This window comes from Stutzerimonas balearica DSM 6083 (assembly GCF_000818015.1).
GTDB classification, from domain to species: Bacteria; Pseudomonadota; Gammaproteobacteria; order Pseudomonadales; family Pseudomonadaceae; genus Stutzerimonas; species Stutzerimonas balearica.
Genome location: NZ_CP007511.1, coordinates 900,057 through 926,067, shown reverse-complemented (window position 1 = coordinate 926,067; position 26,011 = coordinate 900,057). Strand labels below are relative to the sequence as shown.

Sequence of the window (26,011 nt, the reverse complement as noted above, 5' to 3'; positions counted from 1 at the left end):
TCCGCTGGCGGTTGTTCTCGATACTCAACAAAGCGTCCTGGAAACTGCACAAATCCTGGCTTTGCGAAGGGGCGAGCGGGCCACAGGCGCTGTCGTTTGCCGCTATAATCCCCGCCTTTTTTGACAGACCGACTACTCCGTCGACGGGTTCCTTATTCAGATGACCACTCAGGCCGCCGAAGTCGCGAAGCGCCGTACCTTCGCCATCATTTCCCACCCCGACGCGGGTAAGACCACCATCACCGAGAAGCTGCTGCTGATGGGCAAGGCGATCGAGGTCGCCGGGACCGTGAAGTCGCGCAAGTCCGACCGTCACGCCACCTCCGACTGGATGGAAATGGAGAAGCAGCGCGGCATCTCCATCACCACCTCGGTGATGCAGTTCCCCTACCGCGAGCACATGGTCAATCTGCTCGACACCCCCGGCCACGAAGACTTCTCGGAAGACACCTACCGCACCCTGACCGCGGTGGACAGCGCGCTGATGGTGCTCGACGGCGGCAAGGGCGTGGAGCCGCGCACCATCGCCCTGATGGAAGTCTGCCGCCTGCGCGATACGCCCATCGTCAGTTTCATCAACAAGCTCGACCGCGACATCCGCGACCCCATCGAACTGCTCGACGAGATCGAGGCGGTGCTGAAGATCAAGGCCGCGCCGATCACCTGGCCGATCGGCTGCTACCGCGACTTCAAGGGCGTGTATCACCTGCGCGAAGACAAGATCATCGTCTACGTGCCGGGCCACGGCCATGAGCGCACCGAGCAGAAGGTCATCGACAAGCTCGACTCCGACGAGGCCCGCGCGCACCTGGGCGACATGTACGACGATTTCGTCGAGCAGCTCGAACTGGTCCAGGGTGCCTGCCACGAGTTCGACGAGCAGGCATTCCTCAAGGGCGAGATGACACCGGTGTTCTTCGGCACCGCGCTGGGCAACTTCGGCGTCGACCAGGTGCTCGATGCCATCGTCGACTGGGCGCCGATGCCGCTGTCGCGCGCCGCCCACGAGCGGGTGGTCGAGCCGGTGGAAGAGAAGTTCAGCGGCTTCGTGTTCAAGATCCAGGCGAACATGGACCCCAAGCACCGCGACCGCATCGCCTTCATGCGCATCTGCTCGGGCCGTTACGAGAAGGGCATGAAGATGCGCCACGTGCGGCTGAAGAAGGACCTCAAGATCGCCGACGCGCTGACCTTCTTCTCCAGCGAGCGCGAGATGCTGGAAGAGGCCTGGGCCGGTGACATCATCGGCCTGCACAACCACGGCACCATCCAGATCGGCGACACCTTCACCGAAGGCGAAGTGCTGGGCTTCACCGGCATCCCGCACTTCGCCCCGGAACTGTTCCGCCGCGTGCGCCTGAAGGACCCGCTCAAATCCAAGCAGCTGCGCCAGGGCCTGCAGGAACTGGCCGAGGAAGGCGCCACCCAGGTGTTCTTTCCCGAGCGCAACAACGACATCATCCTCGGCGCGGTGGGCGTGCTGCAGTTCGACGTGGTCGCCAGCCGGTTGAAGGAGGAATACAAGGTCGAGTGCGCCTACGAGGCGATCAACGTCTGGTCGGCGCGCTGGATCGAGTGCAGCGACGAGAAGAAGCTCAAGGAATTCACCGACAAGGCCTACGAGAACCTCGCCGTCGACGGCGGTGGCCACCTCACCTACCTGGCGCCGACCCGGGTCAACCTGAGCCTGATGGAAGAGCGCTGGCCGGACGTGAAATTCCGCGCCACCCGCGAGCACCACTGAGACCTGCCCCACAGGCGGCGCAAGAGAGATAGGCTAAGTTGGGCCGTCCAACGGGAGCCATATCATGTACCGCCTAGCCCTGCTTCTCGCCTTAATCGCCCCGGCCGCTCAGGCCGGGGTTCTGGTCAACAGCCCCTACTGGGTCGTCGCCCTGACCTGTGCCAACTACCAGCAATGCTTTGCCGCCAGCAACGGCAGCTACACCGGTTCACTGAGTGGCGCACGGCGCTTCGACGATCAGACCCAGGCCACGAAGTTCTTGAACAGCCTGACGTCCAGTCTGCGGGACAAATCTCCACGCCTGGAGCAGCATACGGAGCCGCAATGCGTGGAGCCCAGCGGTAACCGTACTTACCAGGGGCGCCCCTGCTGAGCTGTTTTTGCCTAAGCCGGCCCGTTAATTCACAGGGATCGTGAAATGCCCGATGAGCGAGCCTCCAGCGAACAACGCCAGTTCGCCCGACACCTCCGATACCAACTCACCGATTGCGAGCGCCTAATGTGGCGGCAGCTGCGCAATCGTGGTTTGGCAGGGTTCAAGTTCCGGCGACAGCACCCGTGGCCACCCTATGTGCTGGATTTCTATTGTGCCGAGCTGCGGCTGGTGGTCGAACTCGATGGTGGCCAGCACTATGACGATGCCGGACTGGCGAAGGACCGCCTGCGCACCGACTACTTGAAGCGGCAGGGGCTGGACGTTCTGCGCTTCAGCAATCTGGATGTACTGCAGAATCTCGACGGTGTAATGACCGAGCTATTGCGCTGGGTCGAAGCGCGGCCCCCTCACCCCAACCCTCTCCCCAAAGGGGCGAGGGAGCTGGATTGAGCGCGCCGGATGATGCTGATTTATATGTAACGAAATAGGCCGCTTCGTGGATCAGCGACTCACGGGGCTGCGCATTTCTGAGGTGGTCTGACTGAGCTTTTGCGCTGGATCGAAACCCGCCCCCTCACCCGACCCGCTCACGCAAAAGAGCAAAGGCGCTGGATCGAGCGCACCTGATGAGCGCGGCAATCTCAACCGGAAAGACGGCCACCTAGTCATCGGCCCGCCAACCGCCAACCGCCAACCGCCAACCGCCAACCAGCATGAGAGCTCAAGCTGGCTACCGATCGTTTCGGCTTGCACGAAACCGGTCCCCTCTCCCATTCGGGGAGAGGGCTAGGGTGAGGGGGCGGAGTTTCGGCGGGTGACGTCGCCGAGGCCATCACCAAATTCGTCGAAGGCAGCCACCCCCTACTCGCCTTCCTCATCCAGCACAAAGGCGACCAGAGAGTCGCCGATCTCCGTCCCGAACGAACCATGCCCGCCGGCCATCTGCACCACGTATTGCTTGCCGTTTTTCTCCGACACGTAGGTGATCGGCGTGGCCTGGCCACCTGCGGGCAGGCGGCCCTTCCATAGCTGCTCGCCGGTCTTCAGGTCATACGCCCGCAGGTAGTAGTCCAGCGTGCCGCTCATGAAGGCCACCCCGCCCGCGGTGACGATCGGCCCGCCCAGCGCCGGCGTACCTACTGGGAAAGGCAGCCCCAGAGACGCGCTGTCACGACTGGTGCCGTTCTTGTGCAGCCAGACCTTCTTCATGTTGCGCAGGTCGAGCGCGGTGACATACCCCCACGGCGGCGTCTGGCAAGGCAGGCCAATCACCGACATGAAGGGCTTGAGCGTCACCATGTAGGGCGCGCCCAGGTTCGGCTGCAGGCCGGTTTCGCCGCCGCCGGTGCGCTCATCCGGAGCGACCTCGCTACGCTTGACCATGGTCGAGACGAAGGCCAGGTAGTTCGGCGCGCCGAACAACAGCTGGCGGTGTGGATCGACCGCTACGGACGGCCAGTTGAAGGTCCCGACATTGCCCGGGTAGATCAGCGAGCCCTGCTCCGACGGCGGCGTGAAGTCACCTTCATAGCGCAGCTTGCGGAACTGGATGCGACACATCATCTGGTCCAGCGGCGTGCCACCCCACATGTCGCGCTCGCGCAGCGGTGCCTGTGGCGCATAGCTCAAAGCCGAGGTGGGCTGGGTCGGCGCGGTGAATTCGCCGTAATCGGTGCCCTGCGGAACGGGGATCTCCTTGACCGGCACGATCGGCTCGCCGGTGCGCCGGTCGAGCACGTAGAGGTCACCACGCTTGGTCGGCTGGACAATGGCCGGCACCACACCCTGCGGCCCTTCGATGTCGACCAACGTTGGCTGCGAAGGCAGGTCGCGGTCCCAGAGGTCGTGGTGCACCGTCTGGAATTCCCAACGCACCTTTCCGGTCGCCAGCTCCAGCGCGACCAGGGTAGCGGTGAAGCGCTCCGTCTCAGGTGTGCGCGGTTTCGCCCATTGGTCGGGCGTCTGGTTGCCGGTGGGAATGTAGACCAGGCCCAGCGACTCGTCGGCCACCGACGTCGTCCACCAGTTCGGCGTGCTGCGCGTATAGGTCTCTCCCGGTGGCAGGGGCTCGGTGGCGTCCGGGTTGCCCGGGTCGAAGTTCCAAACCAGTTCGCCACTGCGCACGTCGTAGGCGCGAACCACGCCCCCGGGCGAATCCACCGCGCCGTTGTCGGTGATCGAACCGCCGACGATGACCAGCCTTTCGGTGACCACCGGTGGCGAAGTCGGCAGATAGACACCCAGCGCGCCCTCGCCCAGGCCGGCCTTGAGATCCACCACGCCGGCATCGCCGAAGTCCTCGCAGGGCTTGCCGTCGTCGGCGTCCAGGGCAACGAGCGTGCCGTCGTTGGTCGGCAGGAACAGGCGGCGCTCGCAACGCGCCGCTCCCTGCCCGGTATCGCCGGGGCTCGCGGCGTAGCGGCTCGCATCGTGGAAGGCCAGCCCCCGACAAGTCATGTGCTGGTAATACTCGGCCTTGCGGTTGATGTTCGGGTCGAAGCGCCAGCGCTCCTCTCCGGTGGTGGCGTCCACAGCGATGGCGATGCTGTGAGGGGTGCAGAGGTAGAGGTTGTCGCCGATCTTCAGCGGCGTGACCTCGTAGGTGAACTCGCCCGGATCGTTCGGCCCCGGCAGGTCCCCGGTGTGGAACTCCCAGGCCTTCTTCAGTTTGCCGACGTTCTGCGGCGTGATCAGGTCCGCCGGTGAGTAACGGTTACCGCGGTCAGAGCCACCGTAGGCGGTCCATGCTTCGGCCTCACGGCCGGCCTGGCCTTCCGGGGCAAGGCCTTGCATCTGCGCGTCGCTGAACTGGCCCTCGATCGAGTGGTAGTCCTGCGTCAGCGAGTAGGCGGCCATCAGCGCGCCGGCCAACAGGCCCACGCCAAGCAGGCCACTGGCACCGTCACGCCAGACCCGCCGGCGGCCGACATGGCGATTGACGAAAGGCAGGATCAGCCAGAGCCCGAGGATGCACCAGAGGTCTATGCGCGGCGCCAGCTGCCACCAGTCGAAACGGACTTCGTACAGCGTCCACGCCAATGTCCCGAGCAACAGCGCGGCGTAGAGCCAGAGCGCGGCGCGTCGGCGAGCGAACAGCAACCCGGCAACCAGCAGCAGCCCGACACCGGCGATCAGGTAGTACCAGGATCCGCCCAATGTGGCCAGGTAGCCGCCGCCTACAGCCAGCACCACGCCCAGCACCACCACCACCAGGGCCGTCAGGGTGATTCGCAGGGGCCGTGGCCCGTGATCGATGCTCATGCAGTGCCTCCACCGTCTTGTTCTGGAAATCCGGGAGCGAAACGTTCTGACACAAAGCCTCCCCCGGCATTCAGTGGATACGGCGGCAGGCCGTTTAGTTCAGCCCTTGCAGCGCACCGCTCAGGGTGCGGCGCCGACCGAGAGCGGCTGTGTCTCGGACTGTTTGATCAGTGCATAGACCACCCCGGTCAGCAGGCTCCCGGCCAGGATCGCGACCAGGTAGAGCAAGGCATGGTTGATCGCGTTGGGGATCAGCAGCACGAACAGCCCGCCATGGGGCGCCAGCAGCTTGGCACCGAACGCCATGGACAGCGCGCCGGTCAGCGCACCGCCGGCGATGCTGGCAGGAATCACCCGCAGCGGGTCCTTGGCAGCGAAGGGAATCGCGCCCTCGGAGATGAAGCAGCACCCCAGCACCAGCGCGGCCTTGCCGGCTTCGCGCTCGGTCTGGGCGAACTTGCGCCGGGCGATCAGCGTGGCGATGCCCATGCCGATCGGCGGCACCATGCCGGCGGCCATGGTCGCGGCCATCGGCGCGTAGCTTTGCGAGGCGAGCAGCCCGACGGAGAAGGCATAGGCCGCCTTGTTCACCGGCCCGCCGAGATCGACGCACATCATGGTGCCCAGCAGCAGCCCGAGCAGGATCGCGTTGGAGGTGCCCATGGTGTCGAGGAATTCGGTGAGCCCGGCGAGCAGCTTCGCCACCGGCGTGCCGACGATGTAGATCATCACCAGGCCCGTCACCAGGCTGGCCAGCAGCGGAATGATCAGGATCGGCTTGAGCGACTCGATGCTGGCCGGCAGTGGAATCCAGCGACTCACCGCCTTGGCCGCATAGCCGGCGACGAAACCGGCGATGATGCCGCCAATGAAGCCCGCGCCGAGTGTGCCGGCCAGCAAGCCGCCGATCATGCCGGGCGCCAGGCCCGGGCGGTCGGCGATGGAATAGGCGATGTAGCCGGCCAGCAGCGGCACCATCAGCTGGAAGGCGGTTTCGCCGCCGATCTTCATCAAGGCAGCGGCCAGCGTGCCCTCCTCCTTGAACGCCTCGATGCCGAAGACGAACGACAGGGCGATCAGCAGACCGCCCGCCACCACCATCGGCAGCATGTAGGACACCCCGGTCAGCAGGTGCTTGTAGACACCGGTCTTCTCCGCCTTCTGCTCCCCTGCCACGGCGCCTGCCGTAGCGCCACCGCCGAGCACGGCCGCCTCCTGCAGCGCGCGATCCAGCGTCGCCTCCGGTTGCTTCAACGCGACACCGGTGCCGCAGCGGAACACGCGCTTGCCGGCGAAACGGGCGACATCCACCTCGATATCGGTCGCCAGCAGCACCGCGTCGGCCGCCTCGATGGCCTGGGGGTCGAGCACATTGCGCGCGCCCACCGAGCCGCGCGTCTCCACCTGCAGGTCGTAGCCTTTGCGCACCGCCGCCTGCTGCAGGGCCTCGGCCGCCATGAAGGTATGCGCGACACCGGTCGGGCAGGCGGTGATAGCCACCAGCTTGGGTTTACCGCCAGCTGGCGCGGCGTCGGCGTCATCAATCTGCTGCAGTTCGGTCGCCGTCTCAGCGGCGCTGCGCAGAAAGCCCTCCGGGTCGAGCAAGGCTTCGGACGGCGTCGATTGCACCACGCGCTTGCCGACGAAACGTTGCAGCGACAGTGGCCCGGTCTTGACCACCACGACCAGGTCGGCGTTGGCGATCTGTGCCGGCGTGAGCGGCGAGCCAATGGCCTTGGGATCGTGAACCTCCACGGCGGTCGACCAGCCCAGGCGCTGGGCCGCGGCTTCGAGCAGGCGCGAGGTCAGCACGCTGGTGACCATTCCGTTGGGGCAGGCCGTGATGATGAGCAGATTCATTCCTTCACCTCTTGTAATTATTGGCTGAGCGGCTGCAGCCGCACGGCCGCTTCAAGCTCGGCGAGTTGCGCCCGATCAGTGATACCGAAGCCAACCTGCCCGACGGCCTGAGCCGCAATCGCCGTGGCATGCGCCAGGGTGCGCTCGGCCGGCCACCCCGCCAGCAAGCCGTGGAGCATGCCGGCCAGCAGCGAATCCCCCGCGCCCACGGTGCTGACCACCCGCACCTTCGGCGGCTGGGCATGCCAGGCGGCAGTCGGCGAAAACCAGCTGACCCCGGCGGCGCCCTGCGACACCACGACGTGCTCGATGCCCTCGACCTGCAGCCGCCAGGCTTCGCGGCCAAGGACCTGCGGATCGACCAGCTGGCGGCCACGCGCCTCGGCCAGTTCCTCTTCATTGGGCTTGACCAGCCAGGGCTTGGCCGCCAGCCCCTCGCGCAGCGCCGCACCGCTGGTGTCCAACGCCAACCGTGCACGGAGCGCTTTGAGCGTGTTCAGCATCTCCACGAACCAGTGGCTGTCGACGCCACGCGGCAGGCTGCCGGCCACCACGACCAGCTCATGGCCAGGCACCAGGCGCTCGAGGCGGGCTAGGAGCTCGTCGCGCTGGGCGGCACCGACCTCCAGCCCCGGGCCATTGATATCGGTAATCCGCCCATCCGCCTCGGCCAGCTTGATGTTGCTGCGGGTCTCGCCCGCCACGCGGACGAATTCGTCGGCAAAGCCCCGCGCGGCAAACAGCTGCTCGAAAGGCTGCGCATTGGCTTCGCCGAGAAAGCCGGTCACGGTCAGCTGATGGCCGAGATCGGCCAGGACCTGGGCGACGTTGAGCCCCTTGCCCGCGGCATGCACCTGCAGGTTGTCGCTGCGATTGACTTCGCCCAGGCGCAGCGCGGGCAGCTGCACGGTGAGATCCAGTGCAGGATTGAGGGTGACGGTCAGTACGCGCGCCATCAGCAATGCTCCCCGACGAAGGCGCGCACTTCATGGGCGCCGGGCAACATCAGGGCCTGCTGAGCCAGCCTCTGACAGGCGACGAAGTCCAGCTCGCGCACCCGCGCCTTGACCAGCGCGATGCTGCGCGCCGACACACTCAACTCGTCAACGCCCAGCCCCACCAGCATGGGTATAGCCAGCGCATCGGCGGCCAGCTCGCCGCAGACGCCGACCCATTTGCCCTGCGCATGGGCGGCTTCCACCGTCATGCCGATCAGGCGCAACACGGCCGGGTGCAGGCCATCGGCCTGGCCGGACAGCGTCGGGTGGCCACGGTCGATGGCCAGCGTGTACTGGGTCAGATCGTTGGTACCGATGCTGAAGAAATCGACTTCCTGCGCCAGCACCGGCGCGATCAGCGCGGCGGACGGGATCTCGATCATGATGCCCACCTGCAGGTCGGCCACCGGCAGTTCGACGCGCAGGCGATCGACCAGCGCCTTGGCGGTGCGCCATTCCTCGATATTGCCGACCATGGGAAACATGATCCGCAGCGGCCGGCCGTCGGCGGATGCCAGCAAGGCACGCAGCTGGGTTTCGAGAATGTCCGGGCGTTGCAGGCTCAGGCGAATGCCGCGCACGCCGAGGAAGGGGTTCTCCTCGGCCGGCATCGGCCAGTACGGCAGCGGCTTGTCGCCGCCGACGTCGAGCGTGCGCACCACCAGGGGCCGGCCTTCGAGGGCTTCCAGCACACGGCGGTATTCGGCTTCCTGAGTCGCCTGATCCGGCGCCTGAGCGTGGTTCATGAACACCAGCTCGGTGCGCAGCAGGCCGATGCCCTCGGCACCGAGCGCCACCGCCTCGGGCGTCTCGCCGGCGGCGCCGATGTTGGCAGCGATCTCCACCGGATGGCCGTCACGGGTGATCGCCGGCTCCAGACGTCGCTCATGGGCCAGGCGCTTGCGTTCCTCCCGCGCGGCGCGCTCGCCCCGGGCCTGTTCGAGCTGCGTATCGCTCGGCGCCACCAGCAGCTCGCCGCGCTCGCCATCGAGCAGCAGCAGGGTGTTGGGCGCCAGGCCGAGCACACCGGGCCCGGCGCCGACGATGGCCGGAATACCCAACGCCCGGGCAATGATGGCGCTGTGCGAGGTGGCGCCGCCGCCGGCAGTGAGAATACCGGCGACGCGCTGGGCATTGAGGGTGGCGACGTCCGACGGCGCCACCTCGTCCATCACCAGAATGTAGGGCTCATCCGGGGCCTGCTCGGCTTCGACACCGGCCAGGCAGGCCAGCACGCGGCGGCCCACGTCGCGCAGGTCGGCCGCACGCTCGGCGAGCAGCTGGTCATGCAGCGCCTCCTGCTGCTGCGCCGCGCTTTCGATTTCCTCCATCCAGGCCGCTTCGGCGCTGAGGCCTTTCTGCAGGCGCACCTGCACCTCTTCGCGCAGGGCGGGATCCCTGAGCATGGCCTGGTGGGTGGTGAAGATGTCGCGGATGCTGGCGACCTGGCTCTGCGCGATCAGCGTGCCGATTTCGCCGAACACCTTGTCCAGCGCCGCGTCGAGCCGCTGCAGCTCGACGGCGGGCGATTCGCCGCGCCGCGGATAGTCGATCGCCTGCGGCTTGCGCACCAGCACCGGGCCGATGGCGATGCCGGGCGAGGCGGCGATGCCGATAACCTGCTCGCCGGCCCGCAGGGCGGGCACGTCCTGGGCGCCTTCATTCAGTTGCACGGTGGCAGCTGGCTGCTCCGCCGACTCACCGCCGGCTGGCAGCGGCTCGATTTCCTCGCCCAGCCCTTCTTCCACCGCGCGCACCAATGCCGGCAGCGCATCATTGGCGATCGAGGGCTCGGCGATGAACTCCAGCACCTGCCCACGATGCGAGCCCATCGCCAGCAGCTTGCTCAGGCTCTTGGCCGACACCCCCGCGCTCTGGCTGCCGGCCAGGCGCACGCGGATCTCGCCGGCGAAAGCCTGTGCGACCTCGGTCAGCACCTTGGCCGGGCGTGCGTGCAGGCCGTGGGCATTGGCCAGCGGCACGCGGGCGCTCGGCCAGTCCGCCGGCACGTCGCCGCCCAGTGCTTCGAGCACTGTGCGACTGGAGGTCGCCTGGCTCAGCTCCGCGCCGCGCCCCTCGATCAGCAGGTTGCACAGGCGCTCGAGCATCGCCCGGTGTGCTTCGCCGAGGCTGGCCAGCACGAACAGGCCGTTGAGCGGCTGGCCGTGATGATCCAGCGACGCGGCGGGTGTGACGAACGCCAGCCCCGGTCGCTGCACCGACTGCTCGCTGCTCAACCACCAGAGGCCCTCACCGAGCGGCAAGGCCTGGTCGAGCGCGAGCCCGGCATTGAAGCCGGAGACCACGCACTCGGCGCGCTTGAGCAGCTTGACGCCCTGCCAGGCCAGCTCATCGAAGTCCTCGGCGGCAACGCCCAGCCCCACCAGTTCGCCATCGAGCGCCAGTTCCTGCGGCGCCCCCTGCAGTAGGGCGATGATCGCCTCGGGGCTTTCGGCGCTCTGCAGCGCCTCACTGAGGTCGCCCTCACCGAGGGCGCGGGTCAGCAGCTGCAGCAGACGCAGATGCTCGTCGGAGCGCGCGGCGATGCCGATGGCGAGGTGGACCTGCTGGCCGTTGCCCCAGTCGACGCCCTCCGGAAAATGCAGCAGCCGCACGCCCGTGGTGAACACCTGATCGCGGGTTTCCGGGGTGCCATGGGGGATCGCGATGCCCTGGCCGAGAAAGGTCGAGCCCTGGGCTTCACGTGCGCGCAAGACGTCCAGGTAACCGGGCGCCACCAGCCCGTCGGCGACCAGCACCTCGGCCAGCAGCGCCAGCGCTGCGTTCTTGTCGACGGCGGCCTGTTGCATGTGGATGTGCTGGGCATTGAGTTCAAGCATGGAAACACTCCTTGCGGGCACGCGATTGTTCTTATCCCGCCGGCGACATCAGCTATTGCACCGACTGTGGGCTGTGACTGAATTACTGCTGAAACGTTTCAGCAAAGGCTGGCACATTACGCAACTTTGCGTAACTCTAGAAGCCCGGAGGCCGACCATCCGTCTTGGTCAGGGCCATCACTGCGCCGCCGCGCCCAGGTGCGAGCGCACGTTCCAGCAGGATTTTTTCGTTGAAACTGACCGACCTCGCCCGCCTCGCCAACGTTTCGGTAACCACCGCCAGCTATGTGCTCAACGGCAAGGCGCAGCAGCGGCGAATCAGCCCGGCCACCGTCGAGCGTGTGCTGGCGGTGGCCGAGCAGCAGGGCTTCCAGCTCGACCAGCAGGCCGCCGGGCTGCGCCGCGGCCAGTCGCGCACGCTCGGCTTCATCGTCCCGGACCTGGAAAACCCCAGCTACGCACGTCTGGCCAAGCTGCTCGAGCAGCGTGCCCGCCAGCGCGGCTACCAGTTGCTGATCGCCAGCTCCGACGATGAGCCGGCTACCGAGCGCCAGGTGATGCAACTGCTGCGCTCGCGGCGCTGCGATGCGCTGATCGTCGCCAGCAGCCTGGCAGCGGACGATGCCGGGTACCGCAAGGTCCAGGCGGCCGGCACGCCGGTGATCGCGCTGGACCGTGCGCTGGATGCCGAGCACTTCTGTTCGGTGGTCAGCGACGACCGCGAAGCCGGCGCGCAGCTGACCCGCTCGCTGGACGTGCCGCCCGAGGCGCATGTCGCCCTGATCAGCGCGCGCCCGGCGCTGCGCATCAGCCAGCAGCGCGAGGAAGGTTTCCAGCAAGCACTGGCGCAGCACCGCGGGCCGGTCAGCATCCTGCGGGCCGAGCAGTTCAGCCGCGCCTGCGGCCGCGAACAGATGCTCGCCCTGCTCGACCGCGGCGCGCTGCCCGATGCGCTGGTCACCACGGCCTATGTGCTGCTCGAGGGTGTCTTCGATGCGCTGCGTGAGCGCGACCTGCTCTGGCCCGAACAGCTGCGGCTGGGCACCTTCGGCGATGCGCAGCTCCTGGATTTCCTGCCGATCCGGGTCAACGCGATCTCCCAGCAGCACGCGCAGATCGCCGAACAGGCGCTGGAACAGGCGATTCGCGCGATCGAACAGCACGACTATCGGCCCGGCGTGATCGCCATCGCCCGCGAACTGAAGATTCGCCGGCTCTGACGCGCGCCACCAAGCCCCGAATCGGCACCTTGCCTGCGCAGATCTCGCAGGCAAGGCCGGGCCTGGCGGCGTTCGCGAGCAAGCTCGCTTCTACAGGTTCTGCCACTATAGGCAGACCGTTAACCCGGCGGCCTGATAGCCCAGCCCCCCTAGAACGAACCCACCCTTGCAATGAACATCGAACAGATCATCCAGCGCCTGCATGCGATCCGCGATCGCAACGACTGGCGGCGCTTTCACAGCCCCAAGAACCTTGCCATGGCCGCCAGCGTGGAAATGGCCGAGCTGGTGGAAATCTTCCAGTGGCGCAGCGAGGACGAATCGCGGCAGCTGCCGGCCGACGCCCTCGCCCATGCCGGCCAGGAGGTCGGCGACATCCTCATGTACCTGCTGCTGATGTGCAGCGAACTGGGCATCGACATGGAGCAGGCGCTGCTGGACAAGCTGGCCGACAACGAACGGCGGTTTGCCCGATGAGCGACCGCCACTTCGATGCGTTGGCGGCACGCTTCGCCGAAAAGATCTACGGCGGCGCCAAGGGCGCGATCCGCCTGGCAGTGCTGCAGGCCGACCTGGCCGAAATCCTGCCGCCACGGCCGCTGCGCGTACTCGACGTGGGCGCCGGCCTTGGTCACATGAGCCTCTGGCTGGCGCAGCAGGGCCACGAGATCACGCTCGCCGAACCCGCCGCCCCGATGCTCGACGGCGCCCGCGAGCGCTTCGCCGCCGCCGGGCTCGAGGCGCGCTTCATCCAGGCCAGCTGGCAGCAGCTGGCGAGCGCCGGGGAGCAGACCTATGATCTGGTGATCTGCCACGCGGTGCTCGAGTGGCTGGCCGAGCCGGCAGCGATCCTGCCGGTGCTGCATGGCCTGCTGGACGCCGATGGCTGGCTGTCACTGGCGTTCTACAACCGCGATGCGCTGATCTACCGCAATCTGCTGAAGGGGCATTTCAAGAAGCTGCGTACGCAGTCGTTCGCCGGTGAGCGGCAGAGCCTGACGCCGCAGCAGCCGCTGGACCCGCGCGAGCTGGCGGCACAACTGGCCGAGTATTTCGTGGTCGAACGGACTAGCGGCGTGCGCGTCTTCCATGACTACATGCCGAGCGATTTCCAGGCGCGTACCGAGCTTGGCGAGCTGCTGGAGATGGAACTGGCCTATCGACGCCATCCCACCTTCCAGGGCCTGGGCCGCTACCTGCACTGGCTGTGCCGGCCCCGTTGAGGGCGAGGAGGAAACCATGGCGCCAGCCGCGAGAACCCTGTGCAGCGGCGCGCGCGCGTTGAGCGTGTTGCTCGGCTTGTTGGGCCTGGCCGCGTGTGCCGCGCGCAATCCATACACCGCCGACTCCACGCCGCTGCCGCCTGCACCAGCAGCCTCCAGCGAGCGGGCGCTCGACCCCGCCGCCTACCCCGCGGCGCCGCTGGACTTTTCCGCCTACCGCAGCTGGCGCTGGCAGGCCCTGCCGGCCGGCTCCGGCGTCATCAGCCCGGAACAAGTGCAGGAGATGGTCGCTGGCGCTCTCGACCAGCATGGCCTGCGACCGGCCCCTGCGCAGCAGAAGGCCGATGTCGAGGTGAGCGTGGGGGTACGCAACGAGCGGCGCATCCGTCAGGTCTACGACGACTATGGCGGCTATTACGGGCGCGGCCCCTACGATCGTGCCTATGGCGCCTGGGGCAGCGTTCCGCTGGTGCGCAGCTACGAAGAAGAGGTGCTGGTGGTGCAGATCGAACTGTTCGACCCGGCGCTCGGGAGTCGGGTCTGGAGCAACCGGGCCGAGGCACGCGTGAGCGATGACCGCGGCGAGCGGGCCGACGCCTTGCGCCGGGCCATCGCCCAGGCCCTGGAAGATTACCCGCCGCGCTGATGCCCAGGCCGGCGCTCACCCCTCAAGGCCGTTGGCCGCTATCGTCGGAGATCGCTCATGCTGCGCCACCTCGTTCTGATACCGCTGCTGCTGGCCCTGGCCGCGTGCCAGACCGCCCAGCTGCAGCGCGACTTCGACCCCAGCCGGGATTTCGCCGGCTATCGCAACTGGAGCTGGAAGGAACCGGCCGTGCAGTACCGCCCGGACGATCCGCACCTGAAGAGCGACCTGACCGAGCAACGCATCCGTAACGCCATCGCCGAGCAGCTCGACCAGCGCGGCCTGCGGCCGGCACGCGACGCGGCAGGTGCCGGGCTGCTGGTGCAGGCCTGGTACATCGTCGACCAGCGTACCCAGACCTACACCACCCTGTCCGGCGGGGCCTGGGCCGGTTACTGGCCAGGCTACTGGGGGCCGACCTACGCCGATAGCCGCACCGTGGACTATCAGGTCGCCACGCTGCAGATCGACCTGTTCGACGCCCGCGACGGCAAACTTGTCTGGCGTGCCAGCAGCGAGGACATCCTGCGCCGGGTCAGCGGCCCCGAGGAGCGCGCCGGCATGATCCGCCAGGCCGTGGCACGGGTGCTCTCGCAGTATCCGCCGCGCCCCTGAGCCGATCGGCGCGAGGCCCTGCCGGCTGCCGGTAGCCTTGGCTGGCAGCGGCGAGGATAATCCGCGCCCCATCGATCGTTCCCTGGAGGCGCCCATGCCCACCGTCGCCTGGTGGCTGCTCACCCTACCCTTCATTGCCGGGGCATTTCTGCCGCTGCAGGCCGGCATCAATGGCCAGATGGCCCGCCAGCTCGGCAGCGCCCTGAGCGCGGCACTGGTGTCGTTCGCCGTCGGCACCCTGGCGCTGCTCTGCATCGTCCTGGCGCAGCGAGCGCTGCCCAGTACCGAGGCCTTCCGCAACCTTAACTGGTGGCACCTGAGCGGCGGCCTGCTGGGCGCTTTCTTCATCGCTACCGCCGCCTTCGCCGCACCCCGGACCGGCGCCCTGCTGTTCATGGTGCTGGTGCTGGCCGGGCAACTGGCCATGGCGCTGATGCTCGATCACTTCGGCTGGGCGGGTTTTCGCCAGGCGCCGGTCAGCCTGGGCAAGCTGGCCGGACTGACGCTGATCGTCGGCGGCGTCTGGCTGATCCAGCGCGGCTGAAAGCGGCGCCGTCAGCGGCGCTCGAAGGCATAGAGCAGGTTCGGTTCGCTGACGAGATAGAGGTCGCCACGCGCGTCCAGGGTCAGGCCTTCGCCCTGCGGAACGCTATCCTCGAGACCGGCAAAGCCAGACCACAGCGAGCGGAAGCTGACCATCTCGCCGTTGCCGTCGAGTTCCAGCAGCATGCGCGCCTCGTCGCTGAGCAAGACCAGATGGCCGGTGCGCTCGTCGAAGTGCACCGAAGCCAGGTCACTTGCCATGTCCTTGTCCTCGATCCAGGCCTGGCGATCGATGATCTCCAGGCGCATGTCGCCAGCGAGCGCGGCCCGCAGGCCGCGAATCTCGTACAGCTTGCGCGGCGAGTGTTCCTTTACCACGAACAGGCGGTTGCCGGCACGGTCGTAACCGACGCCCTCGAAGCCGCTGTTTTCGTCCGCGTGCAGGGCAAGGGTCAGCGAAGGATAATCGGCGCGCCGCAAGCGGCCTGCCTGCTGCGGTACGGGCATCATCACCAGCGCCTGACGGCGTTCTTCAGCCACCAGCAGCAGGTCGTCGCCCAGATAGGTCACCGCCTCGACATCCTCGAAGCCCTGCAGCGGGTAGCGCGCGATGAAGCCACCCTCGCGGTCGATCGCCAGCAGTTCGGAGGGCGAGTTCACCACCGCCCAGAGATGCCCCCGGCGCTCATCCCAGGTCAGCCCCGAGAGGTTGTCTTTCACCGTGGCGACCGGCTGGGCGTCGATGCGCACCCGGTACTCCGGCAGCCACAGGCTGCGATGCTCCCAGCTCGACTCGTTGAGCGCCGTGCGGAGCGAATACAGCAGTCGCTCGTCAAGGTGCACCTGGCCGGCGGCAAACAGGAGACACAGCAGGAGGCCGCCCAGCCAGAATTTTCGGCCCGCATGTTCGCGCAAGCGTGCAATCGCCTTCATCGTTCGCTCTCCGGTTCGGTCTTGCAGCCTGCCTGTCGGCAGTTGCATTTGGATGACGCAGGCAAGACGTCCCGAGAGCGACACGCATGGCCAAGCCGAGTACGGACCCCGTCAGGCAAGGCGGGTTCCCCCGACGTGACGGAACTCGCCTGCACCGCCGTAGCCAAAGTGACGAATGGCGCTGCGCTGCAGCGTCGCGATCGTCCAGGGAGAGCAAGATGCGGGTAGAAGGCGTTTTCGAATGGCTGGGGCAGGCGATCGGTACTCTGATTCGCTACGTGGTCGAGGCGCTCAGCGGATTCTTCGCATTTTTCGCCAACGCCGGCCACGAGTTCCTCGAGGGGCTGTCCCGCACCCTGGGCATGGACCGCTCGCTGCTCAGCCTGGCGGCGCTGGTGCTGGGCCTGATGCTCTTGGCGGCGGCCGTCAGTGCCTTTGTGCGCCGCTCGTTCATCTCCGGTCTGATCTGGCTGTTTCTCGGCCTTTGGCTACTGAGTTGGCTGATCCACTGAGACGGGGCCGGCAGGGCTGAATCGCGGCGCCGGCGGCCGTATAGTAGCCGGCTGACTGGAGACCGCGATGAACCGCATGCTCGCTGCCTGGCGCCACGCCCCCACTCATCACCGGGTATGGGCGCTGGCCGCCCCGATGATTCTGTCGAACCTCTCCGTGCCGCTGGTGGCGCTGGTCGACAGCGCGGTGATCGGCCATCTGCCGCATGCCCACCAGCTGGGTGCGGTGGCGGTCGGCAGCAGCCTGTACACGCTGATGGTCTGGGTAATGGGCTTCCTGCGCATGGGCACCACCGGCTTCGCGGCCCAGGCCAGCGGCCGCGGTGACGGCGGCGCACTGCGCCAGGTGCTCCTGCAAGGGTTGCTGCTGGCTCTGCTTTGCGGGCTGGCGCTAGCCCTCGCGGCCATCCCGCTCAAGTCCTGGGCACTGCAGCTGATGCAGCCATCCACGGCGCTCGACGATCTGACCCGCGAATATTTCCATACCCGCTTGCTGGGCCTGCCGGCAGCACTGGCCAGCTACGCCCTGATCGGCTGGCTGCTCGGCGCGCAGAACGCCCGGGCGCCGCTGGCAATCCTGCTGACAACCAACCTGACAAACGTCGTGCTCGATCTCTGGTTCGTGCTCGGCCTGGAATGGGGCGTGGCCGGCGCCGCGCGCGCCTCGGTGATCGCCGAATGGAGCGGCGCCCTGCTGGGCCTGCTGCTGGCACGGCGGGTGCTGGCACGGCATCCGGGCCGCATCGATCGTGCGGCGCTACGATGCTGGTCGAGCTGGCGACCGCTACTGGCGGTCAACCGCGATATCTTCCTGCGCTCGCTGGCGCTGCAGCTGGTGTTCTTTCTGGTCACGGTGCAAGGCACCCGGCTGGGCGATGCCACGGTTGCCGCCAACGCCCTGCTGCTCAATGGTCTGCTGCTGACGGCGCACGCCTTGGACGGGTTGGCACATGCGGTCGAGGCACTCAGCGGTCACGCGATCGGCGCGCGCGCGCCACTGCAGCTGCGCCGGATCATGGTGGTGGCGTGCGGCTGGTCGGTGCTGGCGAGCCTCGCCTTCGGACTGTTCTTTCTCTTCGCCGGCGGCTGGTTCATCCGTTTGCAGACCGACATCGCCGAGGTACGCCAGCTCGCACTGCAATTCCTGCCCTACCTCGCCGCCCTGCCCCTGATCGCAGTGTGGAGCTATCTGCTCGACGGGCTGTTCATCGGCGCCACCCGTGCCCGCGAAATGCGCGACAGCATGCTGCTGGCCGTGGCCGTGGCGCTGCCGCTGGGCTGGTGGCTGCAGGGCCTGGGCAACCATGGGCTTTGGCTGGCGTTTCTCGCTTTCATGTTGCTGCGCGGGATCTTTCTCGGCACGGTAGCGTTCCGTCTGCAACAATCGGGCGCCTGGTTCCCAGGCACATGCCCATCGTCACCCGGAAAAACCGTTACAGGACACTGAAATGGCCTACGCCATCGCAGCCTATCTGCACTTTCTCAGCCTCTTTCTGTTGTTCGGCCTGCTGCTGCTGGAACACCAGTTGTTCCGCCAGCCGATCACGCTGGAGCGCGCGCGCAGCCTGTTTCGCACCGACATCCTGTTCGGCATCGCCGCCGGGCTGGTGCTGCTGACCGGCGCCGCGCGGGCGATCTTTTATGGCAAGGGCCTGGCCTATTACCTGAACAACAGCCTGTTCCACGCCAAGATCGGCCTGTTCGTCGGCGTCGCACTGCTGTCGATCTATCCGACCGTCACCTTTCTGCGCTGGCGGCCGGCCTTGCAGGCCGGGCACGCCCCGCAGGTCAGCCCGGCGACGGGCCGCTGGGTACGCCTGGTGATTCGCCTCGAGCTGCTGGCGTTGCTGTTCATCCCGCTGCTGGCGGTATTGATGACACGCGGCTTCGGTGTGCTGGCCGAATGATCGCGGCCAGCACACCCGGCCCTGGCCGCTCAGGGCGTCAGGTACGACGAGCGGGTCAAGCCCAGCCGTAACGCGTCGATGTACTGGGTCCGCTCCTTGGCGCTGAGCCGGGCACTGGCCACCTTGTCGCGGTAGTAGGTCATCAGCTCTTCCGGCGAGAGATGGACGTAGCGCAGCATGTCCTCGATGGTGTCGTGGGTCTCGATCCCGGCGTGGTAGTAGCTGCCATCCTCGCGCTGGTAGACGTTCACCGAATCGGTGTCGCCAAACAGGTTGTGCATGTCGCCGAGGATTTCCTGATAGGCGCCGACGAGGAACACGCCAAGGAAGTACTCCTCGCCAGGCCGCACTTCGTGGACCGGCATGCTGCTCTCGATACTCTGCTCGTCGACGTACTGCTTGATCTTGCCGTCCGAATCGCAGGTGAGGTCCTGCAGCACGGCGCGCCGCACCGGCTCTTCGTCCAGACGCTGCAGCGGCACGATAGGCAGGATCTGGTCGATCGCCCAGGTGTCGGGCAGGCTCTGAAACACCGAGAAGTTGCAGATGTATTTGTCGGCCAGTTTGTCGTTGAGCTCGTCCAGCACCGCACGATGCGAGCGCTGGCGCGCCTTGAGCTGGTTGTACAAGCGACGGCAGATGGCGAAGTAGCTCTGCTCGGCAAGCGCCTTCTGCGCCAGCGTCAGCCGCCCGGAGGCGTACTGCGCGCCGGCCTCGCTCAGGTAGTGCGTGGCCCGCCAGTAGGTTTCGGTGACCATTTCCGGGTCGGTCGGGCCGAGCAGATCGACCAGCGACTGCACGATATCCGGCAGTTCGTCGTAGTTGCCGACCTCCGGCACCTCGTCGTTGTGGCGCTCGATGTCGGTGACCTGCATTACCAGCACGGCGTGGTGCGCGGTCATCGCCCGGCCGCTCTCGGAGAAGATGTTCGGATGCGGCAGCCCCTGGCGGTCGCAGAATTCCTTGAGCATGCCAACCACGGTGCCGGCGTACTCGTCGATGTCGTAGTTGATCGAGCTGGCGTTGCGCGAATGGGTGCCGTCGTAGTCCACCCCAAGGCCGCCGCCGACATCGATGTACTCGACCGGCAAGCCCAGCGCGCGCAGCTCGGCGTAGTAGCGGATCGCCTCGCGGAAGCCCTGCCGGTAGTCGGCGAGATTGGCGATCTGCGAGCCCATGTGGAAGTGCAGCAGGCGAATGCCCTGATCCACGCCCGCCGCTCGGAAACGCTCGATCACCGAGAGCAGCTGCGCCGCAGAGAGGCCGAACTTGGAGCGTTCGCCGCCGGTATCGGCCCACTTCGACGATGCCAGCGAGGACAGGCGTACACGCAGGCCGACCTGCGGCATGAGCTTCAGCTCGGCGGCTTCCTCGATCACAAGGTCCACCTCGGACTCTTTCTCGATGACGATGAACACGCTGTGCCCGAGCTTCTGCCCCATCAGCGCCAGGCGGATGAACTCGCGATCCTTGTAGCCGTTGCAGACGATGGTGCCGCCCTTCGGCGCCAGTGCCAGCACTGCCATCAGCTCGGGCTTGGAACCGGCTTCCAGGCCAATCGAAACATTCTGCGTGGCAATGATGTTTTCGATCACCGCTTCCTGCTGGTTGACCTTGATCGGATACAGCGCGGTGTACCGACCGGCGTATTCGAGGCGCTCGATGTTCGCATCGAACGCACCGGTCAGCCGCCGCACGCGGTTCTGCAGGATGTCCGGGAAGCGCACCAGCAGCGGCAGCGACAGGCCGGCCTCACGCAGCTGTTCGATCAGCCGGCAGAATTCGATCGGCTCGCCCTTGGGCCCCTGCGGCCGTACCTCGACCCGGCCCTGGTCGTTGATCGCGAAGTAGCCGGCGCCCCAGTGACGTATGCCATAGACGCTGCGGCTGTCTGCTGCGGTCCATTGGCTTCCGTCGTCTTTGCGCGTACGTCTTACAGGCATCTGGGCCTCCCCTAGGAAAAATCGGCAGCGTCGGCTGGCGACGCGAGTTCAACGATTTGGACAGCCGCGACAGGCGAATCCGCGAAAGCCGTGGTGACGGCGAAGCCTATCAGCCGCCCGACTTCTTCGCCTTGAAGCCACGTTTGCCGAGCTCGTCGAGCAGCAGTTGGACGTGATCGCCCTGAATCTCGATGACGCCGTCCTTGAGTGCCCCTCCGGTGCCGCAGCGACGCTTGAGCGCGCTCGCCAGCTCCTTGAGTTCGGCCTCGGCCAGCGGCACACCGCTCACCGTCGTGACCGTCTTGCCCCCACGCCCCTTGGTTTCGCGGCGCACACGGGCGATGCCATCGCCCTCGGGCAGCTGCGCCTGCTTGCAGATGCAGGCATCGATCGGCTGGCCGCAGGCCGGGCAGTGGCGCCCGGCATCGGTCGAATAGACCAGCCCGCCCAGGCCGGCCAGCGAGGTGGTTTTTTTCGCCACGCAATTGACCTCACAGAAAGACAGCGGCCCGCCAGTGCGGGCCGTGATGCGCAAATTTACCAGCTAAGCAGCCTGTCTCGCAGCGTCGCGCGCCGCTTGCGCGCTCAAGCCAGCCGCGCAGCGGGAGCATAGGGCGCCGGGTCGATGATCGGTTCCCGCCCCTGCATCAGGTCTACCAGCAGCCGGCAGGAAGCCGGTGCGAGCACCAGCCCGTTGCGGAAATGCCCACAGTTGAGCCACAGACCGGCATGACCAGGCGCCGCACCGATATAGGGAACGCCATCGGGCGAACCCGGCCGCAGCCCGGCCCAGTGCCGGACGACCTCTGCCTCGGCCAGTGCCGGCAACAGCTCCTCGGCCGTCCGCTTCAGGCTGTCGAGTGCATCGGTCGTGGGCTGCTTGTCGAAGCCGACGTCCTCGAGCGTGCTGCCGACCAGGATATGACCGTCCTTGCGCGGGATCGCATAGCGTCGCTTGGCCAGGACCATGCTCGGCAGGAAGTCCTCCGAACATTTATAGAGGATCATCTGCCCCTTCATCGGCTTGACCGGCAGCTGCAGCCCCAGCGTGGCCAGCAGTTCCGCGCTCCACGCGCCGGCAGCGACCAGAACCTCATCGGCCCGCTGCTCGCCCTGGCTCGTGTGCACTCCCACTACCCGGCTGCCATCCAGCACGAACCCGGTGGCCCGGCAGTTCTCGACAATCCGCACGTTGGGCAGTGCGGCCAGCGCAGCGCGCAGCGACTGCAGCAGCCGCGGATTACGCACATTGGCGACGTCCGGCATGTATACCGCGCGCGCAAACCCCGGCCGGAGCGACGGAACCGCGCGGTGCACCTCGTCGATCGCTACGGCACGCAGATCGCGGCGCTGCTCGCGCGCCCAGGCAAGCGCCTGTTCCTCATCCTCAAGGTCAAGCCAGTACAGCCCCGTCCGGTAGACCTGCGGGTCAACCCCAGTCTGCGCCAGCAACTGCTCGCCCAGCTGCGGATAGAAATCCTGCGACCAGTGCGCCAACGCCGTGACCGCCTCGCTGTAGCGCCAGGGATACAACGGCGACACGATGCCGCCACCGGCCCAGGATGCTTCGCGCCCGGTACCGCCCTGATCGAGCAGCAGCACATCAGAGCCTGCCTGGGCCAGACGATAGGCCGATAGCATTCCGATAACGCCGGCACCGACAACAATGCTGTGCATTTCTTCCCCCGAAAATAAAAAAGGGCCACGAAAAGTGGCCCGTTATACATCAGCTGTAACTCCTCACCAACAATCGGCGACATCCTTGCCATCATTGTCGTTCAGGCCGCGCTCGCCGGCCTGGGTGATTTCAAAGTCACCGCAGGCATCTGAAGCCATGGAGCCGGTCCGGGTAGCCCGCAGCGTGAAGGTGGTAGCCGTTGCTGCCACAGCTCCGATTTGATAGTTCGCAGCACCACTGTCGGGGACATTTATCTGGAACACCTCCGGCGCATCGCCTCCCGAGTCAACGTAACTGTTGTTAGCCGAGTAATAGCGTTCCAGCGCCTGTGCACCGTTTAGCAACGCTGCTTTTGCCTCCGCACGCTTGCTCTTGCGAACCGACTCCGTATAGCTAGGGTAGGCGATGGCGGCAAGAATGCCGACGATCGCCACGACCACCATCAACTCGATCAAGGTGAATCCCTGCTGACGCTTCATTTGATTTGTCTCCACGACATACGGCCTGGCCTGCCGCCACTGCTTGAAAGATCGAACTGATCGATGTCGCCGGACAGACCAGAACTGTAACCGTAGTCGACGCCGTCGCCGAACAAATTACCCGGCGCATCCATCGTACCGTCCGAGAGTTTGAACCCACTTGGCGTACATTGCGCACCGCCACAACTGACGACGTCGGTCGAGTTGAAATACCGATCGCCGTTCACATCGAACAAGCTTTCAGTCAGACGACCACCGCTGAGCACATCGACACCCAGCAGCCAGCTCTCACCGCCAGACAGGCATGGGTCGCTACTCGGCAAAAAGGTGGTGAACAAGACCCGGTTCTTTGACAGCGACGGGGTAGCCACCACGCGCTCACCATCAAGCGCGGCGTTACCGACACGCAGGTTGATGTACCACCCCTGATGGGTCGACCAGTCGATGGCATTCTGGCTCAGCACCCTGTAATCCTGGCCATTGGTGCTCGTTTCATTGACGAAGGTCTGCTCCAGCAGGTTCAGCTTCGACACCGTATTGTTGCCGGACAGCCCACGATCCCAGATACCATAGATCGTTTGCAGCTCGGTATTGACTTTGTCGCCGGAGACTAGGTATTGACCGGTCCCAAACACCACTAGCCGACCGCCTTCGGGATGCTGTCGGACACGGACCTTGGCCGTAATTGGCTGCCGCGTCCCCGAGTTGCGCGCTTTGAATAACAGGCTGCTCGACCACTGGTTCGTATTACTCGAACTAAGGTCGAACTTCCAGAGATTGCCCAGCAGGTCACCGGCGTAGACGTGGGTGACGCGCCGGTTAGCGTCATAGAACGCCGTGGCGGTGGAGAGTCCGTTGGGGGCGGTGCTGCCATCAGGGTCAGTGACGGCGAGCTTCTTGATAACTTCGCCGCTCACCGAATTAACCACATAAAGCACTGCCCTGCCGGCATTGCTGTCGTGCCCATTGCCAAAGATGGTGACGTAGCGGTCACCCTGTCCGACCAGGACGCGGGCAACTGTCGGCTCGCCAAACTGGTAGCCTAGATCGTTCCACTGGTTGGTAGCGTCGTTGGTATCCGGCGCGGTACGCTCCCATTTGACATCGGCGGCATCGAAGTCCCTGTCCGTCATGTCCAAGGCAAAGATGCCGCGCCCTCCATAACCCAGCGAGCCGACCAGAAAAGTCTTCCAGCCGTTATCGTATAGATCTCCCAAGCCGAAGGATCCGTCAACGTAGAACTGGTGACTGTAGTCCGACTCAGTAAGCGCGAGGAGACCGGGTGTAGCGCCAGGGCTGATTGACCGCTTCTTGAACAAGCTGGCAGGAACGTAGGCAAAAGATTCGGCGCCCGTCGCGGCATCAAAACCGTGCAACATGCCATCATTGGCGCCGACGATCAGAAGCGAATCGCGCGACGCCTTGCCCTCAACATAAGCGAGGTAGCTGTCGGCCGGCTCGTCATCGCGCGTGGCATCGTTCGGTACGTTGTACCCGTTGTTCTGCTGGCCTACGAAGATCGGATCCGAGTTAACGATGTCCCCAAGCAACGAATCGCGGCTGCGCAGGCGCTGATCGGCATAGGGGGCTTCCAAGACGGCGCCGTCGCTACCCCCGCGCAGCCAGTTCAGGCGTTTCTGCGCATTTGCATCGCCGGTCTCGCCGCTCTTCGTCAAGCTCGCCCGCTGCGCATTGTTGAGGTTGCTCCACAGCAACTCCTGCCCACGGGTGCCTGTGAAGCTGGCGTCGTCATTAAAGGTAAAGATCCGCCGCTCGGCCGGCGTCGGAAAGATATCTCCGTCGGAAGTCGACCATGCGATACTGCCAACGGTACCGTCCATGTTCACTCGATAGGCAAGTACTTCGCCAGTCCAATCGGTGCTGTTGTAGCGAGCCTGGTAGATGAGTGCACCTTCTTGGATACGCTTGGTGTTGGCTGCTACCGCGGAGGCGGAACTGATCTGCTGACGGATGGATTGCAGCGCGCTGTTGAGCGCGCTGGTCAACTGATTGGCATTGTTCGCCGTGTAGTAAGCACCATGCCCATACTCAGCGGCGTCCTCGAGCATCTGGTTGTCGACAGCGAAGCCGACCGTATAGGTGTTGAGGTTCTGCTTCGCGTATGAGCTGTCGTTGAAGCTCTTACCAGCCAGGTCCGTGCCACTCTTAATCAAGTCGATGTCGTATGCGAATTTCGCTATATCGTCCAGGTAGAAGGTGCTCCCCTCGCCCGTTCCCTGCAGCGTCCCGTCGGAATAGGGTTGCCCGCTCGGCTCGTTCTTGCCATCCCAATCGGGGATGTTGTCCGCGCCCGCGATATCCGGATTGTCTTGATCCGGATCATCATTCGGAAACGAAGCATCGTAGGTAGGCAAGCCGTCTGTTAGCACTACGCCGAAGTTTCTTTGACAACGGTACTGCACAGGCGAAACGTAGTTCCCGGTTCCCGCCCCCTGATAACGACTCAAGCCACGAAAGTAGCGAGTTACTTCGTAATAGGTTTCCGCCAACGGCGTATTGGCTTCCGGCTGCAGCTGGTCAATGCCTGAAATCAAGCTGGAATAGCTCTGATCCGCCTGCGCCTGGGTGACACCCTGTGCGGATGAAAGAGCGGCCACCTGATTTATAATGCTCCCTCCAGGACCAGAGTTAGAGAAAACCGCGGGATTGAAGGCGGCCAACCCTATTCGCATACCACGGTTTGCAGAAACGATTGCCTTTGCCGCATCCCGCGCAACAGCCATACGATATTCATTGGGCAATACAGTGCGCAGATCGTTACCATCATCACCGTCATTAGTATAAGTATTGTAAATATACGCAAGGTATTTCGACGTGTACCGAGTTCTGCCATTTCCCGCAGGATCCGGCAGCGCGTAACAGCGTCGGCCACTGCCATTGCTGGAGGCGTACAACGCACTATACCCCGCCGCACAGTTCCACTTATTCAAAGTGGACAACGAAATATTTCCATCTTCTGTTCCGCCTCCCCAGTAATAACGACCGCCACTTTCGTAAATATAGTAGGGCGGAGCGAAGCTGCTGGACTCCACGCCGAGAGGCGGAATGGCGTTGTACATACTTCCAGAGTTATCCACCAGCAGCATCACATTCGGCGGAACGCTCCCCGAAATCGACAGAGGTTCGTTTGGAAAGGGGCCTAGTGCGTATACCGGCGACGCCAGATAGAGCGTCAATGCCGTCCCTAGTGCCGAAGCTTTTAATTTGTCCAT

The 26,011-nt window shown here is 65.5% G+C and carries 22 protein-coding genes; 12 read left to right on the top strand and 10 right to left on the bottom strand.

What is annotated here, in order from left to right; all coding sequences use genetic code 11:
• The first annotated feature begins 160 nt into the window (after positions 1-160).
• From CL52_RS04170 to CL52_RS04160, 3 genes are all read left to right on the top strand, one after another.
• Complete coding sequence (locus CL52_RS04170) at positions 161-1,744, top strand: peptide chain release factor 3 (RefSeq protein ID WP_041103878.1); 1,584 nt, start codon at positions 161-163, stop codon at positions 1,742-1,744.
• Between the two features lie 64 nt (positions 1,745-1,808).
• Complete coding sequence (locus CL52_RS04165; protein WP_052264516.1) at positions 1,809-2,117, top strand: hypothetical protein; 309 nt, start codon at positions 1,809-1,811, stop codon at positions 2,115-2,117.
• A 45-nt stretch (positions 2,118-2,162) separates the two neighbouring features.
• Complete coding sequence (locus tag CL52_RS04160; RefSeq protein WP_043218712.1) at positions 2,163-2,570, top strand: endonuclease domain-containing protein; 408 nt, start codon at positions 2,163-2,165, stop codon at positions 2,568-2,570.
• A 411-nt stretch (positions 2,571-2,981) separates the two neighbouring features.
• Here CL52_RS04160 and CL52_RS04155 read toward each other — a convergent pair whose 3' ends face one another.
• The 4 genes from CL52_RS04155 to ptsP form a co-directional block, all read right to left on the bottom strand.
• Positions 2,982-5,381: a membrane-bound PQQ-dependent dehydrogenase, glucose/quinate/shikimate family gene (locus CL52_RS04155; RefSeq protein ID WP_043218709.1), complete on the bottom strand. Its 2,400-nt coding sequence runs from the start codon at positions 5,379-5,381 to the stop codon at positions 2,982-2,984.
• A 120-nt stretch (positions 5,382-5,501) separates the two neighbouring features.
• Positions 5,502-7,241, bottom strand: a complete 1,740-nt coding sequence (locus CL52_RS04150) for a PTS fructose-like transporter subunit IIB (protein WP_043218707.1) — start codon at positions 7,239-7,241, stop codon at positions 5,502-5,504.
• Between the two features lie 17 nt (positions 7,242-7,258).
• Positions 7,259-8,197 carry a 1-phosphofructokinase gene (gene pfkB / locus CL52_RS04145; protein WP_043218704.1) on the bottom strand — a complete coding sequence of 313 codons (939 nt, stop codon included), beginning with the start codon at positions 8,195-8,197 and terminating at the stop codon, positions 7,259-7,261.
• Complete coding sequence (gene ptsP / locus CL52_RS04140) at positions 8,197-11,079, bottom strand: phosphoenolpyruvate--protein phosphotransferase (protein ID WP_043218702.1); 2,883 nt, start codon at positions 11,077-11,079, stop codon at positions 8,197-8,199. Before ptsP ends, pfkB begins: the two co-directional genes overlap by 1 nt.
• Before the next feature lie 230 nt (positions 11,080-11,309).
• Between ptsP and cra the strand changes: the two genes are divergently transcribed.
• The 6 genes from cra (at position 11,310) to CL52_RS04110 (ending at position 15,327) form a co-directional block, all read left to right on the top strand.
• Entirely contained in the window at positions 11,310-12,299 is a 990-nt protein-coding gene (gene cra / locus CL52_RS04135) for a catabolite repressor/activator (protein WP_043218701.1), read from the top strand.
• A gap of 171 nt (positions 12,300-12,470) precedes the next feature.
• The gene (locus CL52_RS04130; RefSeq protein ID WP_043218700.1) at positions 12,471-12,776 is read left to right on the top strand and encodes a nucleotide pyrophosphohydrolase; all 306 of its coding nucleotides are present in this window, start codon (positions 12,471-12,473) and stop codon (positions 12,774-12,776) included.
• Positions 12,773-13,522 carry a methyltransferase domain-containing protein gene (locus tag CL52_RS04125; RefSeq protein ID WP_043218698.1) on the top strand — a complete coding sequence of 250 codons (750 nt, stop codon included), beginning with the start codon at positions 12,773-12,775 and terminating at the stop codon, positions 13,520-13,522. Before CL52_RS04130 ends, CL52_RS04125 begins: the two co-directional genes overlap by 4 nt.
• A gap of 16 nt (positions 13,523-13,538) precedes the next feature.
• Positions 13,539-14,168: a DUF4136 domain-containing protein gene (locus CL52_RS04120; RefSeq protein WP_052264515.1), complete on the top strand. Its 630-nt coding sequence runs from the start codon at positions 13,539-13,541 to the stop codon at positions 14,166-14,168.
• A 57-nt stretch (positions 14,169-14,225) separates the two neighbouring features.
• The gene (locus tag CL52_RS04115; RefSeq protein WP_043218696.1) at positions 14,226-14,783 is read left to right on the top strand and encodes a DUF4136 domain-containing protein; all 558 of its coding nucleotides are present in this window, start codon (positions 14,226-14,228) and stop codon (positions 14,781-14,783) included.
• 94 nt (positions 14,784-14,877) lie between these two features.
• Positions 14,878-15,327: a DMT family transporter gene (locus tag CL52_RS04110; protein ID WP_043218694.1), complete on the top strand. Its 450-nt coding sequence runs from the start codon at positions 14,878-14,880 to the stop codon at positions 15,325-15,327.
• 11 nt (positions 15,328-15,338) lie between these two features.
• On the opposite strand, the gene CL52_RS04105 is transcribed toward CL52_RS04110, so the two are convergent.
• Complete coding sequence (locus CL52_RS04105) at positions 15,339-16,259, bottom strand: SdiA-regulated domain-containing protein (protein ID WP_043218691.1); 921 nt, start codon at positions 16,257-16,259, stop codon at positions 15,339-15,341.
• 218 nt (positions 16,260-16,477) lie between these two features.
• On the opposite strand from CL52_RS04105, the gene CL52_RS04100 reads away from it, so the two are divergent.
• The 3 genes from CL52_RS04100 (at position 16,478) to CL52_RS04090 (ending at position 18,678) form a co-directional block, all read left to right on the top strand.
• Positions 16,478-16,771: a hypothetical protein gene (locus CL52_RS04100; RefSeq protein ID WP_041103862.1), complete on the top strand. Its 294-nt coding sequence runs from the start codon at positions 16,478-16,480 to the stop codon at positions 16,769-16,771.
• Between the two features lie 67 nt (positions 16,772-16,838).
• Complete coding sequence (locus tag CL52_RS04095) at positions 16,839-18,218, top strand: MATE family efflux transporter (protein WP_043218690.1); 1,380 nt, start codon at positions 16,839-16,841, stop codon at positions 18,216-18,218.
• Position 18,219: 1 nt separating this feature from the next.
• A complete protein-coding gene (locus CL52_RS04090; protein ID WP_041103859.1) occupies positions 18,220-18,678 on the top strand; it encodes a DUF2214 family protein in 459 nt (152 codons plus the stop codon).
• A 29-nt stretch (positions 18,679-18,707) separates the two neighbouring features.
• Here CL52_RS04090 and speA read toward each other — a convergent pair whose 3' ends face one another.
• The 5 genes from speA to CL52_RS04065 form a co-directional block, all read right to left on the bottom strand.
• The gene (gene speA / locus CL52_RS04085; protein ID WP_041103857.1) at positions 18,708-20,621 is read right to left on the bottom strand and encodes an arginine decarboxylase; all 1,914 of its coding nucleotides are present in this window, start codon (positions 20,619-20,621) and stop codon (positions 18,708-18,710) included.
• 109 nt (positions 20,622-20,730) lie between these two features.
• On the bottom strand, positions 20,731-21,102 hold the full coding sequence (locus CL52_RS04080) for a translation initiation factor Sui1 (RefSeq protein WP_041104563.1): 372 nt from the start codon (positions 21,100-21,102) through the stop codon (positions 20,731-20,733).
• A 104-nt stretch (positions 21,103-21,206) separates the two neighbouring features.
• A complete protein-coding gene (thiO, locus tag CL52_RS04075) occupies positions 21,207-22,298 on the bottom strand; it encodes a glycine oxidase ThiO (protein ID WP_043218689.1) in 1,092 nt (363 codons plus the stop codon).
• 63 nt (positions 22,299-22,361) lie between these two features.
• Positions 22,362-22,778: a type IV pilin protein gene (locus tag CL52_RS04070; protein ID WP_043218688.1), complete on the bottom strand. Its 417-nt coding sequence runs from the start codon at positions 22,776-22,778 to the stop codon at positions 22,362-22,364.
• Entirely contained in the window at positions 22,775-26,011 is a 3,237-nt protein-coding gene (locus tag CL52_RS04065) for a pilus assembly protein (RefSeq protein ID WP_043218686.1), read from the bottom strand. Before CL52_RS04065 ends, CL52_RS04070 begins: the two co-directional genes overlap by 4 nt.

Bases quoted from the DNA above. Each gene is read 5' to 3' on its own strand.
- CL52_RS04170 (WP_041103878.1), top strand. From the start codon at position 161: ATGACCACTCAGGCCGCCGAAGTCGCGAAGCGCCGTACCTTCGCCATC.
- CL52_RS04165 (WP_052264516.1), top strand. From the start codon at position 1,809: ATGTACCGCCTAGCCCTGCTTCTCGCCTTAATCGCCCCGGCCGCTCAG.
- CL52_RS04160 (WP_043218712.1), top strand. From the start codon at position 2,163: ATGCCCGATGAGCGAGCCTCCAGCGAACAACGCCAGTTCGCCCGACAC.
- CL52_RS04155 (WP_043218709.1), bottom strand. From the start codon at position 5,381: ATGAGCATCGATCACGGGCCACGGCCCCTGCGAATCACCCTGACGGCC.
- CL52_RS04150 (WP_043218707.1), bottom strand. From the start codon at position 7,241: ATGAATCTGCTCATCATCACGGCCTGCCCCAACGGAATGGTCACCAGC.
- pfkB (WP_043218704.1), bottom strand. From the start codon at position 8,197: ATGGCGCGCGTACTGACCGTCACCCTCAATCCTGCACTGGATCTCACC.
- ptsP (WP_043218702.1), bottom strand. From the start codon at position 11,079: ATGCTTGAACTCAATGCCCAGCACATCCACATGCAACAGGCCGCCGTC.
- CL52_RS04130 (WP_043218700.1), top strand. From the start codon at position 12,471: ATGAACATCGAACAGATCATCCAGCGCCTGCATGCGATCCGCGATCGC.
- CL52_RS04125 (WP_043218698.1), top strand. From the start codon at position 12,773: ATGAGCGACCGCCACTTCGATGCGTTGGCGGCACGCTTCGCCGAAAAG.
- CL52_RS04120 (WP_052264515.1), top strand. From the start codon at position 13,539: ATGGCGCCAGCCGCGAGAACCCTGTGCAGCGGCGCGCGCGCGTTGAGC.
- CL52_RS04115 (WP_043218696.1), top strand. From the start codon at position 14,226: ATGCTGCGCCACCTCGTTCTGATACCGCTGCTGCTGGCCCTGGCCGCG.
- CL52_RS04110 (WP_043218694.1), top strand. From the start codon at position 14,878: ATGCCCACCGTCGCCTGGTGGCTGCTCACCCTACCCTTCATTGCCGGG.
- CL52_RS04105 (WP_043218691.1), bottom strand. From the start codon at position 16,259: ATGAAGGCGATTGCACGCTTGCGCGAACATGCGGGCCGAAAATTCTGG.
- CL52_RS04100 (WP_041103862.1), top strand. From the start codon at position 16,478: ATGCGGGTAGAAGGCGTTTTCGAATGGCTGGGGCAGGCGATCGGTACT.
- CL52_RS04095 (WP_043218690.1), top strand. From the start codon at position 16,839: ATGAACCGCATGCTCGCTGCCTGGCGCCACGCCCCCACTCATCACCGG.
- CL52_RS04090 (WP_041103859.1), top strand. From the start codon at position 18,220: ATGGCCTACGCCATCGCAGCCTATCTGCACTTTCTCAGCCTCTTTCTG.
- speA (WP_041103857.1), bottom strand. From the start codon at position 20,621: ATGCCTGTAAGACGTACGCGCAAAGACGACGGAAGCCAATGGACCGCA.
- thiO (WP_043218689.1), bottom strand. From the start codon at position 22,298: ATGCACAGCATTGTTGTCGGTGCCGGCGTTATCGGAATGCTATCGGCC.
- CL52_RS04070 (WP_043218688.1), bottom strand. From the start codon at position 22,778: ATGAAGCGTCAGCAGGGATTCACCTTGATCGAGTTGATGGTGGTCGTG.
- CL52_RS04065 (WP_043218686.1), bottom strand. From the start codon at position 26,011: ATGGACAAATTAAAAGCTTCGGCACTAGGGACGGCATTGACGCTCTAT.